This is a genomic window from Methylobacterium sp. BE186, assembly GCF_031457035.1.
Lineage (GTDB): Bacteria > Pseudomonadota > Alphaproteobacteria > Rhizobiales > Beijerinckiaceae > Methylobacterium > Methylobacterium segetis.
In genome coordinates this window covers 1-12,433 of record NZ_JAVDVV010000053.1, presented here as the reverse complement: position 1 = coordinate 12,433, position 12,433 = coordinate 1, and the positions used below count along the sequence as shown (strand labels likewise).

The 12,433-nt window shown below is 72.1% G+C and carries 13 protein-coding genes and 1 pseudogene; 5 read left to right on the top strand and 9 right to left on the bottom strand.

The window, feature by feature from the left end:
• Positions 1 to 385: DNA translocase FtsK (locus J2X36_RS26515; RefSeq protein WP_310355184.1), on the top strand; the 385-nt coding region annotated here is incomplete at its 5' end.
• 79 nt (positions 386 to 464) lie between these two features.
• Here the strand turns inward: J2X36_RS26515 and J2X36_RS26510 are convergent.
• From J2X36_RS26510 to J2X36_RS26500, 3 genes are all read right to left on the bottom strand, one after another.
• On the bottom strand, positions 465 to 1,505 hold the full coding sequence (locus J2X36_RS26510; RefSeq protein ID WP_310355182.1) for an aldose epimerase family protein: 1,041 nt from the start codon (positions 1,503 to 1,505) through the stop codon (positions 465 to 467).
• Positions 1,506 to 1,573: 68 nt separating this feature from the next.
• On the bottom strand, positions 1,574 to 3,352 hold the full coding sequence (locus tag J2X36_RS26505) for an ABC transporter transmembrane domain-containing protein (RefSeq protein ID WP_310355180.1): 1,779 nt from the start codon (positions 3,350 to 3,352) through the stop codon (positions 1,574 to 1,576).
• A 118-nt stretch (positions 3,353 to 3,470) separates the two neighbouring features.
• Complete coding sequence (locus J2X36_RS26500; protein ID WP_132256614.1) at positions 3,471 to 3,968, bottom strand: Spy/CpxP family protein refolding chaperone; 498 nt, start codon at positions 3,966 to 3,968, stop codon at positions 3,471 to 3,473.
• Between the two features lie 232 nt (positions 3,969 to 4,200).
• On the opposite strand from J2X36_RS26500, the gene J2X36_RS26495 reads away from it, so the two are divergent.
• On the top strand, positions 4,201 to 5,163 hold the full coding sequence (locus J2X36_RS26495; RefSeq protein ID WP_245516736.1) for a metal ABC transporter substrate-binding protein: 963 nt from the start codon (positions 4,201 to 4,203) through the stop codon (positions 5,161 to 5,163).
• A 164-nt stretch (positions 5,164 to 5,327) separates the two neighbouring features.
• Here the strand turns inward: J2X36_RS26495 and moaD are convergent, their stop codons facing one another.
• From moaD to J2X36_RS26475, 4 genes are all read right to left on the bottom strand, one after another.
• Positions 5,328 to 5,579 carry a molybdopterin converting factor subunit 1 gene (moaD, locus tag J2X36_RS26490; RefSeq protein ID WP_310355176.1) on the bottom strand — a complete coding sequence of 84 codons (252 nt, stop codon included), beginning with the start codon at positions 5,577 to 5,579 and terminating at the stop codon, positions 5,328 to 5,330.
• Between the two features lie 16 nt (positions 5,580 to 5,595).
• Positions 5,596 to 6,195 (bottom strand): CDP-diacylglycerol--glycerol-3-phosphate 3-phosphatidyltransferase, encoded by a 600-nt coding sequence (gene pgsA / locus J2X36_RS26485; RefSeq protein ID WP_132256610.1) that lies wholly within the window; start codon positions 6,193 to 6,195, stop codon positions 5,596 to 5,598.
• 73 nt (positions 6,196 to 6,268) lie between these two features.
• On the bottom strand, positions 6,269 to 8,314 hold the full coding sequence (gene uvrC, locus J2X36_RS26480; RefSeq protein ID WP_132256607.1) for an excinuclease ABC subunit UvrC: 2,046 nt from the start codon (positions 8,312 to 8,314) through the stop codon (positions 6,269 to 6,271).
• 46 nt (positions 8,315 to 8,360) lie between these two features.
• A complete protein-coding gene (locus tag J2X36_RS26475; protein ID WP_310355173.1) occupies positions 8,361 to 9,089 on the bottom strand; it encodes a chemotaxis protein in 729 nt (242 codons plus the stop codon).
• A gap of 257 nt (positions 9,090 to 9,346) precedes the next feature.
• Between J2X36_RS26475 and J2X36_RS26470 the strand changes: the two genes are divergently transcribed.
• The 3 genes from J2X36_RS26470 to J2X36_RS26460 all read left to right on the top strand — a co-directional run bounded on the left by J2X36_RS26470 (position 9,347) and on the right by J2X36_RS26460 (position 11,152).
• Positions 9,347 to 10,138 carry a L,D-transpeptidase gene (locus tag J2X36_RS26470; protein ID WP_310355171.1) on the top strand — a complete coding sequence of 264 codons (792 nt, stop codon included), beginning with the start codon at positions 9,347 to 9,349 and terminating at the stop codon, positions 10,136 to 10,138.
• A gap of 158 nt (positions 10,139 to 10,296) precedes the next feature.
• Positions 10,297 to 10,521 carry a hypothetical protein gene (locus tag J2X36_RS26465; protein ID WP_310355169.1) on the top strand — a complete coding sequence of 75 codons (225 nt, stop codon included), beginning with the start codon at positions 10,297 to 10,299 and terminating at the stop codon, positions 10,519 to 10,521.
• Positions 10,475 to 11,152, top strand: coding sequence for a zeta toxin family protein (locus J2X36_RS26460; protein WP_405029868.1), 678 nt, complete (start codon positions 10,475 to 10,477; stop codon positions 11,150 to 11,152). The genes J2X36_RS26465 and J2X36_RS26460 overlap by 47 nt, the downstream gene beginning before the upstream one ends.
• Before the next feature lie 172 nt (positions 11,153 to 11,324).
• Here J2X36_RS26460 and J2X36_RS26455 read toward each other — a convergent pair whose 3' ends face one another.
• Positions 11,325 to 12,062, bottom strand: a complete 738-nt coding sequence (locus tag J2X36_RS26455; protein ID WP_310355165.1) for a DUF2076 domain-containing protein — start codon at positions 12,060 to 12,062, stop codon at positions 11,325 to 11,327.
• Between the two features lie 274 nt (positions 12,063 to 12,336).
• Positions 12,337 to 12,433 (bottom strand): annotated as a pseudogene (locus tag J2X36_RS26450) (porin family protein); the annotation flags it as partial.

The following is a 12,433-nucleotide window of genomic DNA, read 5'->3' as shown; positions in this document are numbered from 1 at the left end:
CTGCTCGGACAGCGAGGTCGAGAGCGTGGTGGCGCATCTGAAGCGCCAGGGCCGACCCGCCTATCTCGACGCCGTCACCGCCGACGACGGGTCGGAGGAGGGCGGCAAGGGGGCCAAGGGCGCCCCGGCCGAGCTCGAGATGGACGGCGCCGTGTTCGACCAGGGCTCCTTCGGGGAGGCCGGCGGCGACCTCTACGAGCAGGCCGTCCAGGTGGTGCTGCGGGACAAGAAGGCTTCGACGAGCTACATCCAGCGCCGCCTCCAGATCGGCTACAACCGCGCCGCCTCGCTGATGGAGAAGATGGAGATCGAGGGGATCGTCGGCCCGGCCAACCATGCCGGCAAGCGCGAGATCCTCGTCGAGACCGACGGTCAGGGGATGTGACGAGCGATCACGTTTCGGAGGGGTCGGACGTAGATCGCGATCATCCCGCCGAGGCCGGCGCCGACCTCGCTCCCGACCCTCACCCGAGATCGAACCGGTACAGCGTCGTCGAGGTGAAGCAGGTGCCGGGCCGGAGCACGGCGGAGGGGAAGTCCGGCCGGTTCGGCGCGTCGGGGAAGCCCTGCGTCTCGAAGCAGACCGCGTCGCCAGGGCGGTAGAGGCGCCGGCTCGGGCCGGCGAGCGTCCCGTCGAGGTTGTTCCCCGTGTAGAGCTGCAGCCCCGGCTCCGTGGTCGAGACCTCCAGGCGCCGGCCGCTGCCGGGATCGAGGCAGGTGGCGACGGGGCGCAGGCCCGTGCGGCCGCCGCGCAGCACGAAATTGTGGTCGTAGCCCTTCGCCATCGCCAGTTGCGGCACCGCCTCGCGGATCCGGGCGCCGAGCGCGATCGGCGTCCGGAAGTCGAAGGGCGTTCCCGCGACGGGCTCGATCGCGCCGGTCGGGACCTGCGTGGCGTCGGTCGGGGTGAAGGCGTCCGCCGCGATCGAGACGAGGTGGCCGAGCACGTCGCCGGAGCCCTCGCCCGCGAGGTTGAAGTAGCTGTGGTTCGTGAGGTTCAGAACCGTCGGCCGGTCGGTCCAGGCGGCGTAGTCGATCCGCAGGGCGTCATCCTCGGTGAGCGCGTAGGCGACGCTGACGTCGAGGTTGCCCGGGAAACCCTCCTCGCCGTCGCAGGAGCGGTAATGCAGGACGAGCCGGGCGGGCTCCGCCGCCTCGACGGCCCAGATCCGCTTGTCGAACCCGTTCGGGCCGCCGTGCAGGGTGTTCGGGCCGGCATTGAGCGGAAGCCGGTATTCCCGCCCGTCGAGGCTGAAGCGGCCACCCCCGATCCGGTTGGCGTAGCGCCCGGTCAGCGCCCCGAAATGCGGGTTGCGGGCCTCGTAATCGGCGAGGTCGGCCAATCCCAGCACCACGTTGGCGGGCCGACCCGCCCGGTCGGGCACGTCGAGCCGGGTGAGGATGCCGCCGTAATCGAGGATCGCGGCGCGCAGCCGCCCGCGGGCGAGTTCGTAGCGGGTGACGGCGCGTCCGTCGCGGGTGCGGCCGAAGGGTTCGCCTGCCATCGCCGAGCCTCCTCAGGGGAGGGCCGGCATATAGCGCCCGCCCGGTCCCCGCTCAGGGACGGGGCCGCTCACGTCTCGGTGTGGGCGGGCTCGGCGTCCGAGAGCTGGAGGCGGTGGAGGCGGGCATAGGTGCCGCCCTCGGCCATCAGCCCGGCATGGGTCCCCGTCTCGACGATGCGGCCGGCCTCCATCACCACGATCCGGTCGGCCTCGCGCACCGTCGAGAGGCGGTGGGCGATGACGAGGGTGGTGCGGCCCCGCATCAGCCGCTCCAGCGCGCCCTGGACGAGGCGCTCCGATTCGGTGTCGAGGGCCGAGGTCGCCTCGTCGAGGAGCAGGATCGGCGCGTCCTTGAGGAAGGCGCGGGCCAGCGAGATGCGCTGGCGCTCGCCGCCCGAGAGCCGGCCGCCGCCCGAGCCGACGCGGAAATCGTAGCCTTCGGGCAGGCGGGCGATGAAATCGTGGGCCGCCGCGGCCCGGGCGGCCGCCTCGATCTCGGCCCGGCTCGCCCCCGCGCGGCCGAAGCCGATATTGGCCGCCACCGTGTCGTCGAACAGCACCACCTCCTGCGACACCACCGCGATCGCCTCGCGCAGGGACGCGAGGGTGACGGCGCGCACGTCCTGCCCGTCGATCGTCACGCGCCCGCCCGTCGCGTCGTAGAGGCGGGGCACGAGGTTGAGGAGCGAGGACTTGCCCGAGCCGGAGCGCCCGACGAGCGCCGTGGTGCGGCCGGCCGGCACGACGAGGTCGATCCCCTCGAGCGCGGGCATGTCGTCCCGGTAGCGGAAGCGCAGGCCCTCGAAGCGGATCTCGCCCGGCCCCGCCGCCAGCGGCTTGGCGCCCGGCGCCTCGCGGATGCGGGGCGCCTCGTCCATCAGGGCGAAGTAGCGGTGCAGGGCGCCGGCCGCCTCCTGCAGGATCGCGTTGAGGGTGCCGAGCGCCCGGGCCGGCTGCGCGGCGAGGAGGAGGGCGGCCGTGAAGCCCGTGAAGTCGCCGACCGTGCGCTCCCCCGACATCACCCGCTGCCCGACGAGCATCAGCACCGCCGCCACGGCGACGCCGCCGCCGACCTCGAGGAGCGGGTCGAGCCGGCCGCGGGCGTTGGCGGCCTTCATCTTGAGGCGGCGCACCGTCTCGAGCGCCTCCGCGGCACGGCCCTTCAGGTAGCCTTCGAGGGCGTAGGTCTTGGCGATGCGGGCGCCGGCGAGGCTCTCGCTGATCAGGTTCGCGGTCGCGCCCATCTGCTCCTGCGTCGTCGTCGAGACGCGCCGGAGCTTCCGGCCGATCCGGCCGATCGGCCCGGCCACGAAGGGCACCGTCACCGCCGCGACGAGGGTGAGGACCGGGTCCATCCAGATCAGGGCCGCGACGAGGCCGATCAGCATGGCGACGTCCCGCAGGAGCACGGTCGAGATGCGGGTCAGCGCCTCCTTGATGTAGGCGAAGTCGGTGGTGAAGCGCTGCGTGAAGGCGGCCGGGCTCTCGCGGGCGAGCTGGGCGAGGTCGGCCTCGATCAGGTGGCCGTAGAGGGCGGCCTGCATGTCGGCCTCGACGCGGGTGACGACCCGGTTCGTCAGGACCGTCTGGCCGAACAGGGCGAAGCCCCGCACGGAGGTCACCGCGATGACGATGAGCGGCCCGTAGGCGAGCGCCCCGACATCCTTGCGGTCGAAGGCGTCGAAGGCGCTCTTGATCAGAACCGGGTAGAGCCCCGTCGCGGCCCCGACGAGGACGATCATCACCAGCACCACCGCGAGCGTCGCCCGGTGCGGCGCGAGCCACTCGTGCCAGACCCGCCAGATCAGCGGGAGCGTATCGGTGTTCAAGCGGGGGCTGCGCGCCATTCTGTCTTCCTGGCGCCGCGGGGACCTTCGGCGCCCGGCGGCGGCTTGCGCGGTGTTTGCCGCCGCCGCCGCCGCGGATCAAGCGCGGCCTCGCCCCCTTGTCGGGCCCGGAGGGCGATCAGCGCTCCTCGCCGGGTCCGTGCCGGTGCCGGTGCCAGCCGCCGCGGCCCTCGCCCCGCATCGGGCGGGCGAGCACGAGGGCGCGCCGCTTCTGGTCCCCGTCGAGGGTGGCGTAGAGGGGCGCCGAGGCGTCGGCGAGCTTGCGCAGGGCCTCGCCGCGGGCGGTCGCGGCATCCGCCATGGCGCGGATCGCGGCGGGCGCGTCGTCGACCATGCGGCCCCGCTCGGCCCGGGCCGCACGCTGCTCGCGCCGCAGGCGCCCGAGGTCGCGGATCGCCGCCTCGACCGGCGGCCAGAGCGCCTCCTGCTCGGGCCTGAGGCGCAGGCCGGCGCGCAGCGCCGCGAGGCGGGCATCGGCGAAGGCTTCGCGGTCCTCCGGCGAGAAGGCGTTCCACCGGCCCGCGGGGGCGCGGGAGAAGGGATCGTCCTTCGCGACGGCACCGCCGACGACGCCGAGGCCGACGAGAATCAAACCGACGGTCACGAACCTGCGCATGGCACTCTCCTTCGGGGTCTCCTCACGGGGACCTCATCGCGGGGGCCTCCTCGCACGGCCGGGGCGCCCGGCACGGCGATGGCGACGGACCCGAGAATAGCCAAGGTCGAATGGCCGCGCCCTGTCGCGCGCATGAAAGCTTCGTCATGTTCGGCCTCTCGTCCCGAACCGGACGCTTGGCAATGTAACACTATTACACTATGTCCGCTGCGACCGGACGGGGAGCGGGACGATGGGGGCTTGGAAGGCGCGGATGTTCGGGGCGGGGCTCGCCCTCGCCCTGGCCGGGCTGATTCCGGGGGGAGGGGCCGAGGCGGCCGAGCGCCTGCGCGCGGTGGCGACCTTCTCGATCCTGGGCGATCTCCTGCGGCAGGTGGGCGGAGAGCGCGTCGAGGTGGCGACCCTGGTCGGGCCGGATGCGGACGCGCACGGCTACAGCCCGGCGCCGGGCGACGGCCGGATTCTCGCCCGCGCCGACATCGTCGTCGTCAACGGGCTCGGCTTCGAGGGCTGGCTCGACCGGCTGATCCGCGCCTCGGGCGCCAAGGCCCCGGTGATCGTGGCCGCCCGCGGCGTGACGACCATCGCGGCCCGCCACGACCACGCGGGCGAGCACGATCACGCGGATGGGGGCGGGACGGGGCAAGGCGGCGGGACGGGAGAAGGGGCCGATCCCCATGCCTGGCAGAGCATCGCCAACGCCAAGGTCTACGTCGCCAACCTCCGCGACGGGCTCGCGAAGGCCGACCCGGCCCATGCGGAGGATTACGCGCGCAACGCCGCCGCCTACCTCGCCCAGCTCGACGCCCTCGACGGCGAGGTGCGCGCCGCGATCGCCGCGATCCCGCCCGAGCACCGCCGGGTGATCACGACCCACGACGCCTTCGGCTATTTCGGCGCGGCCTACGGCCTGCGCTTCATCGCACCGCAGGGCGTCGCCAACGACAGCGAGGCGAGCCCGCGCAGCGTGGCGCGGATCATCCGCCAGATCCGCCAGGAGCAGGTGCCGGCCGTGTTCCTGGAGACGATCGCCGACCCGCGCCTGATGGAGCAGATCGCCCGCGAGAGCGGCGCGAAGATCGGCGGCCGGATCTACTCGGACGCCCTCTCGGGCCCCGCCGGCCCGGCCCCGACCTATCTCGACATGATGCGCAGCAACCTGCGCGAGTTCAGCGCGGCGCTGGCCCGAAGCTGAGCGGGCCACCTCTCCCGTCCGGGAGGCCTGAGTCGGCGTCAGCCGACCGGGTGAGGGGTGCGCGTTGTCCGGAGAAGCCGCACCCCTCACCCCAACCCTCTCCCGAACGGGAGAGGGGGTCCTCGCGTGAGCCCTGCCCGTCCTGCGCGCGGGGGCCGCTCCCCCTATCCGCCCGTCATCGGCGGGAAGAAGGCGATCTCGGACGCGCCCGCGATCGGCGCGTCGGGCTTGGCGTGGACCCGGTCGATCGCCGCGCGGACCACGCCCGCATTCTCGAAGGCGTAGGCGTATTCCTCGCCGCGGCCGATGAGCCAGCCGACGAGGTCCGAGACGGTCGCGACGCCCGGCGGCAGCTCGACGCTCTCCTCGGCCTTGCCGACGCGCTCGCGCACCCAGGCGAAATAGACGAGCTTCACCACATTCCCTCCGGCCTCAGCGCGGATCGTCGATCACGTGCTTGATCCCGGCCCTCATGTAGTCCCAGCCGGTCCAGATGGTGAGGGCCGCCGCGACCCAGAGCAGCACGATGCCGATCCGGATCGTGCCCGGCAGCAGCGTCTCGCCGGCGGGGCCGGCCACGAGGAAGCCGATCGCGACGAGCTGCACCGTCGTCTTCCACTTGGCGATGCGGCTCACCGGCACGCTCACCTTCAGCTCGGCGAGGTACTCGCGAAGCCCCGAGACGAGCACCTCGCGGCACAGGATCACGATGGCCGCCCACAGGCTCCAGCCCGCGACCGTGTGGTCGGCCGCCAGCATCAGGAGGCAGGCGGCGACGAGGAGCTTGTCGGCGATCGGGTCGAGCATGCGCCCGAGCGCCGAGCTCTGCGCGTAGGTGCGGGCGACGTAGCCGTCGAGATAGTCGGTGATGCCGGCGAGCACGAACACGGCGAAGGCCGCGAAGCGGGCGCCGATCTCGTCCGGCCAGAAGAGCAGGCCGACCACGACGGGCACGGCGGCGAGGCGGCCGTAGGTGAGGCAGTTCGCGAGCGTCCAAGCCTGCGACCGACGTCGGGGGAGGACGGCGTTCATCGGCGCGGTGAAATCACGGGGCGGTGAAGGCGTCAACCGCCCTGTCCCGTCTCCGATCTCGCGGCCCGCGGGCTCAGGCGCCGGCATGGAAGAAATCGTAGACGGCCCGCGCCGTGGCGGCGTTGACGCCGGGCGCCTTGGCGAGGTCCTCGAGCGCGGCGCGCTGGATGGCCTTGACGGTCCCGAAATGGTGGAGGAGGGCGCGCTTGCGGGTCGGCCCGATCCCAGCGATCTCGTCGAGGGGGTTCCGGACCATCTCGCGCTTGCGCTTGGCCCGGTGGGTGCCGATCGCGAAGCGGTGGGCCTCGTCGCGCAGGCGCTGCACGAAGTAGAGGGTCGGGTCGCGCGGGGGCAGCTTGAAGGGCGGGCGCCCCGGCACGAAGAAGGTCTCGCGGCCCGCGTCGCGGTCGCGCCCCTTGGCGATGCCGACGAGGGGCACGCCGGCGACCCCGACCTCCTCCAGCGCGGCCCGCGCGGCGTCGAGCTGGCCCTTGCCGCCGTCGATGAGCACGAGGTCCGGCCAGGCCGGGAAGGCGTCGGATTCCGCCTGCGGCTCGGGCACGGGCTCGGGCGCGCCGCCCTCCAGGGCCGCGAGCGCCGCCTCGTTCGCGGTTCGGGGCGCCTCCTTGACGAGGCGCTTGAAGCGGCGCTGCAGCACCTCCCGCATCATCCCGTAATCGTCGCCCGGCGTCAGTTCCTCCGACTTGATGTTGAAGGTGCGGTAATGCGGCTTCATGAAGCCCGTCGGCCCGGCCACGATCATGCCGCCGACCGCGTTCGTGCCCATGATGTGCGAGTTGTCGTAGACCTCGATGCGGCGCGGCGCCCGCTCCAGGCCGAAGGCCTGGCCGAGCGCCGCGAGCAGCTTGCCTTGCGAGGCGGTGTCGGCGAGGCGCCGGGCCAGGGCCTCCTTGGCGTTGCGGCGGGCGTAGTCGACGAGGTTCTTGCGCTCGCCCCGCTGGGGCAGGTGGATCTCGACCCGGTGCTCGGTGCGGCTCGACAGGGCGGCGGCGACGAGCTCCGCATCCTCGATGGCGTGGCTCGTCAGCACGATCCGCGGGGCCGGCTTGTCGTCGTAGAACTGGCTCATGAAGGAGCCCAGCACCTCCTCCGGCGTCATGGTGCGGTCGGCCTTGGGGAAGTAGGCCCGGTTGCCCCAGTTCTGGAAGTTCCGGAAGAAGAACACCTCGATGCAGAACTGGCCGGCCTGCTCGTCGAGGGCGAAGACGTCGGCCTCCTCGACCCCTTGCGTGTTCACCCCTTGCGCCCCCTGGATCGCCGAGAGGGCTGCGATGCGGTCGCGGAAGCGGGCGGCGCGCTCGAATTCGAGCGCCTCGGAGGCCGCCTCCATCTCGGTCCGCATCCGATCCTTCACGGCGTTCGACTTGCCGGCCAGGAAGGCGTTCGCCGCGTCGGCGAGCCCCCGGTACTCGTCGAGCGGGATCTCGCCGGTGCAGGGGCCGGAGCAGCGCTTGATCTGGAAGAGCAGGCAGGGCCGGGTGCGGTTCTCGTAGTAGCTGTCCGTGCAGGTGCGCAGCAGGAAGGCGCGCTGGAGCGCGTTCACCGTGCGGTTCACCGCCCAGACGCTGGCGAAGGGCCCGTAATACTGCCCTTTGCGCCGGCGCGCGCCCCGGTGCTTGACGATCTGCGGGGCTTCCGAATCCCCGGTGACGAGGATGTAGGGGAAGGACTTGTCGTCCCGCATCAGCACGTTGAAGCGGGGCTTCAGCTGCTTGATGAGGTTGGCCTCGAGGAGCAGCGCCTCGGTCTCGGTGGCGGTGGTGACGAACTCCATCGCCGCCGTCTGCGAGATCATCCGGCTGATGCGGTTCGAGTGCGCCTGGCCCCGCGCGTAGGAGCCGACCCGCGCCTTCAGGTTCTTGGCCTTGCCGACGTAGAGGACGTCGCCCTTGTGGTCGAACATCCGGTAGACGCCGGGCGAGGTCGGCAGCGTCGTCCAGAACCGGCGGATCACCTCGGTGCCGGCCGTGACCGCGCCGGGCTCGAAGTCGAAGTCGATCTCGGGGGATTCGTCGAGGGGGGCGTCGGAGACGTCCTCCGGCCCCTCGCCGTCGTCGAACGTGTCGGGAGGAACGTCTGTCCGGGCGCTGCGGCTCATGCCGCAGATGTAGGCCCGGCCGATTCGCGAGGGAAGGGGCGGGCGCTCAGTCGAACAGGGCGTCGATGTCGGTCTGGTCGACGTGGCCGATATCGTCCTCGAGCTTCGGCCCGTTGAGGAGCGAGGATTCGTCGTCGATGCTGGGGCCGGCCTCCTGCAGGCTCGCGAAGTCGCGGAAGCTGTCGAGGCCGCTCCAGGCCTCGATGACCCGGTCGAGATGGTCCTCGACGAATTTCAGCACGCCGACGATCTTGCTGATGCGCTGGCCGGTCAGGTCCTGGAAGTTGCAGGCCTCGTAGGCGACGATGACCTTCTCCAGGATGACGTCGACATGGTCCTGCCCGGCCTTGCCGAGGGAGGCCCGCAGCATGTTGGCGTTGGTCTCGATCTCCTCGATGGCGCCGAGGAGCGAGGTGGTGGCGCGCTCGGTCGACTCGACCACCGCGTCGAGCTCGTCGGCGGCGCGGCGCATGCCCTTGCCGGTATGCTCGGACCGGTGGAGTGCCGCGATCTCCTGCTTGGTGCGGGTGATCGCGTCCTTCATCAGGTCGAGCTCGCCCCGCATGGAGAAGGCTTCGGAGAGCTCCCGCCGGCAGGCGTCGATGGTCTCGCTGGTGCTCGCCTGCGTGACCCGGCGCAGGTCCTGGATCGCGGACAGGATCTCCTCGAGGCGGGCGCCCTGGGCGGCGGACATCTCCGAGGCGGGCGCCGCGGCGGCGGGCATCTGGGGGCTCAATCCGAGGACGTCTTCGATGCGGTATCGCTTGGTAGTCATCGTCTCGGATCAGCCGGCATGAGGGACGATGCCGAATTTGGCGGAAACTGGTTGCCAGTTGCTGAATGGTCAGGCCCGCATCGACGCTTTTACGCGGCGTTGAGGATGCGGACAGTCCAGCGCCGGACAAGTGCGGCGGCGTGAACGATTCACCACGTTCCTTCACCGGTTTCACGGGCCCGCCCGCAAACCTGTCCCGTGCCCGGCGGCAGGCCCGGGCGTCGCGCCACGGGGCGCCGGACGGCAAGGGGGCGAGGATGCGTGAAGCGTGGTGCGTGGCGGTGGCGCTCGCCGCCCTGGGATCCGGGGGCGCCGCGCAGGCGCAGAGCCGCGGCTACCAGCAGCAGGCGGCGGCCGGCGCCTATGGCGGCGGCTTCATCGAGTTCCTGGTGACGGGCGAGGCGCAGCGCCCGCAGGCCCTGCGGCCGAACCCGGCCGGCCCCACCCCTTCGACGCTGCCCGCCCACGCGGCCGCCTACGGCTATGGCGGGCCGGGAAGCCCGCGGCTGCAATCGGGCGATCCGGTGCCCGCCGGCTACGGCGAGCCCGCCCGCCTCGCCGCCCTCCCCGCAGGGCCCGACGAGACCCGCATCGCCCGCGCCATCGACCCGCAATTCGCCCGCCAGGTCGTGCCCTATGCGGGGCCGCAGCGGCCCGGCACCATCGTGGTCGATACGCCCGCGCGCTTCCTCTACCTCGTGCAGCCGGGCGGACAGGCGATCCGCTACGGGATCGGCGTCGGGCGGCCGGGCTTCACCTGGGCGGGCCTCAAGACGATCACCCAGAAGCGGGAATGGCCCGACTGGACGCCTCCGCCCGAGATGATCCGGCGCCGGCCCGACCTGCCGCGCCACATGGAGGGCGGCCCCGAGAACCCGCTCGGCGCGCGCGCCCTCTATCTCGGCTCCTCGCTCTACCGGATCCACGGGACCAACGAGCCGCACACGATCGGCCAATCGGTCTCCTCGGGCTGCATCCGCATGATGAACGAGGACGTCATCGACCTCTACGAGCGCGCCGGCGTCGGCACCCGCGTCGAGGTGCTGTAGGGCGCCGTGCGGAGGCGGGACCTGGGCCGCGACGGTGGGGCGGCTGCTCGAGCGATCGGAGATCCCGCGCAAAGCCCCTGGCGGACGGGGCCGCGGCCGCCTAACCTCGATCCGGGTCGCCTGCCGCGACCCGCACCCTCCGGGTCGGGAATGGTGTCATGATGCTGTTCGACAAAGCCCGCCGGAACGCGTCAACGATCCGGCAACTCGGCGCGCGCGCGATCGAGGAGGCCAGGAAGGCCGGCGTGCCCGCCTTCTACGTGGACCCGTCGCTGGGCGAGGGCATCATCAAGGAGATGCCGGACGGAACGCGCCACCGCCTCGCGAAGGTGGAGGGTGAAGAGATTGTCGTCGAGAGCTTCGGACCCCGATCCCGAGGCTGAGGGGAGCGGCTTCGTCGCCGCCTGCACGGTCCTCGCGGGCCCGAACGGGTCCGGAAAATCCAGCCTGTACGACCTGCTCCAGCCGGATGGGGAATTCGTGAACGCCGACGTGATCGCGCGTGCCTCCGCCCTGGGCCAGGCCGAGGCGGCAAGGCGGACGATCGAGCGATTGGACGACTTGCTGAACGGGCGAAAGAGCTTCGTCTACGAGACCACGCTGAGCAGCCATCAAGCCATCGCCCTGATGGGGCGGGCGCGCGCCGTCGGATACGAAGTCGGCCTCGTCTACGTCGCGCTGGTCGATGCGGACCTGAACGTGCGCCGTGTTGCCGAGCGGGTCAGCCGTGGCGGCCACGATATTCCCGAAGCCACCATTCGGCGCCGTTACCCCAGGGCGCTCTCGAACGTGGCACGCGCCGTGCCGCTCGCCCATGGCAGCCTGTTCTACGACAACAGCGAGCCGACGCCGGCACTTCTGCTGCGGATTTCCGACGGCGTCATCGAGGAGAACAATCTCAAGGACGCCTGCGCCCATCACCGCCCGATTGCCGAAGCGGTCGCGCGCGCGCTCTCCGTCGATGCGGACGCGATCTTCCGGGCGGCTCGGGAGGGAGGCGCGGTCCGGCGATGAGCGTCTGACCTGATAAGGTGGGCCGGCGGTCTCGAGGCGCGGACGGCTTGGTCCGTCAGGCCGACGAACGTCTCTCCGTCGAACGAGTGCAGGGTCGAGCGTGCGAAGACAGGAAGGCCCGGCCCCGCGCATCCGCGGGGCCGGGCCTCACTCTGTCCGGAGATGCGGGCGATCAGACCCAGTCGCTGTCGTCGCCGCCGCCGAGATCCCCGTCGAAATCGCCGCCGGGATCATTGTCGAAGGACGCGTCCTGGACGTCGCCGCCGCCGCTGCCGCCCCCGAGCGCCGCACCGAAATCCTCGGTGCCGCCCGCGGCCGGCGCGCCGAGCCCCGCCGCCGCCGCGCTGCCGAGCTGCGAGTGGCCGCCCGCGAAGGCGTTCGAGAGCGCGCTGCCGAGCAGCATGCCGCCCGCCGCGCCCGCCGCCATCGGCAGCGCCGTGGCGAGGAAGCCTCCGCCGCCGCGCGCGGGTGCCTGAGGCTGGCCGGCCCACGGGCCGCCCTGCTGATTGCCGTAGCCCTGCTGCGGGTAGCCCTGCTGAGGGCCGCCATAGCCGCCCCCGCCCTGGTTCCCCCAGGGCTGGCCGGCCGGGCGCTGCTGGTATTGCGGCGGATATGGCTGCGGCTCCGGCTGGCGCTGGCCGCCGCCGAAGATGCTCGAGAGGAAGCCGCCCCCGCCGCCCTGCTGCGGCTGCGCCTGCTGCTGGCGGCGCGCCTCCTCGAGCTGCTCGTTCAGGCTCTTGATCGCCTCTTCCTGCACGTAGATGAGCTGCGCCATGGCGTAGGGCGCGTAGGGCTGAGCCCGGATCTTGTCGGCGATGAAGCGCTCGGCGTCGGCGTCGCGGGGCTGGCTGGCAGCCTGCTCCAGGCGCTGGAAGATGCCGTTGATGACGTCGCGTTCTTCGCTGTTCATGGAGTCGTCCTCCTACAGGCAAGCGGGAGGCTGTCTGCACTCCGCGCGGGCAGGGACGACATGGGGTGGGTGCGGCGCTTTTGTCAGGGGGCGGCGCGTGAACTTCGCCGTGATGTTCGGCCGCGGCACGATTCCGGCCGGAGGCGGGATGAAAATCGCGCGGCCTAGTCGGGCATCAGCGCGGTTCCCGAAACGCGAAGAGCCCGGCCTCTCGGCCGGGCTCTCGCGTGCTGGCGACGGTCCCGAGGGACCGCCTGATCGGGCCAGCCGGGTCTCAGTAGGAACCGAACTTGTAGTTGAGGCCGGCGCGGACGACGGCGAACTCGTCGTTGCGGCGGGAGACGAAGTTCGGGACGGCGTAGACGACGCCG

Coding starts and splice junctions, on each gene's coding strand:
- J2X36_RS26510 (WP_310355182.1), bottom strand. CDS start 1,505: ATGGCAGGCGAACCCTTCGGCCGCACCCGCGACGGACGCGCCGTCACC.
- J2X36_RS26505 (WP_310355180.1), bottom strand. CDS start 3,352: ATGGCGCGCAGCCCCCGCTTGAACACCGATACGCTCCCGCTGATCTGG.
- J2X36_RS26500 (WP_132256614.1), bottom strand. CDS start 3,968: ATGCGCAGGTTCGTGACCGTCGGTTTGATTCTCGTCGGCCTCGGCGTC.
- J2X36_RS26495 (WP_245516736.1), top strand. CDS start 4,201: ATGGGGGCTTGGAAGGCGCGGATGTTCGGGGCGGGGCTCGCCCTCGCC.
- pgsA (WP_132256610.1), bottom strand. CDS start 6,195: ATGAACGCCGTCCTCCCCCGACGTCGGTCGCAGGCTTGGACGCTCGCG.
- uvrC (WP_132256607.1), bottom strand. CDS start 8,314: ATGAGCCGCAGCGCCCGGACAGACGTTCCTCCCGACACGTTCGACGAC.
- J2X36_RS26475 (WP_310355173.1), bottom strand. CDS start 9,089: ATGACTACCAAGCGATACCGCATCGAAGACGTCCTCGGATTGAGCCCC.
- J2X36_RS26470 (WP_310355171.1), top strand. CDS start 9,347: ATGCGTGAAGCGTGGTGCGTGGCGGTGGCGCTCGCCGCCCTGGGATCC.
- J2X36_RS26465 (WP_310355169.1), top strand. CDS start 10,297: ATGATGCTGTTCGACAAAGCCCGCCGGAACGCGTCAACGATCCGGCAA.
- J2X36_RS26455 (WP_310355165.1), bottom strand. CDS start 12,062: ATGAACAGCGAAGAACGCGACGTCATCAACGGCATCTTCCAGCGCCTG.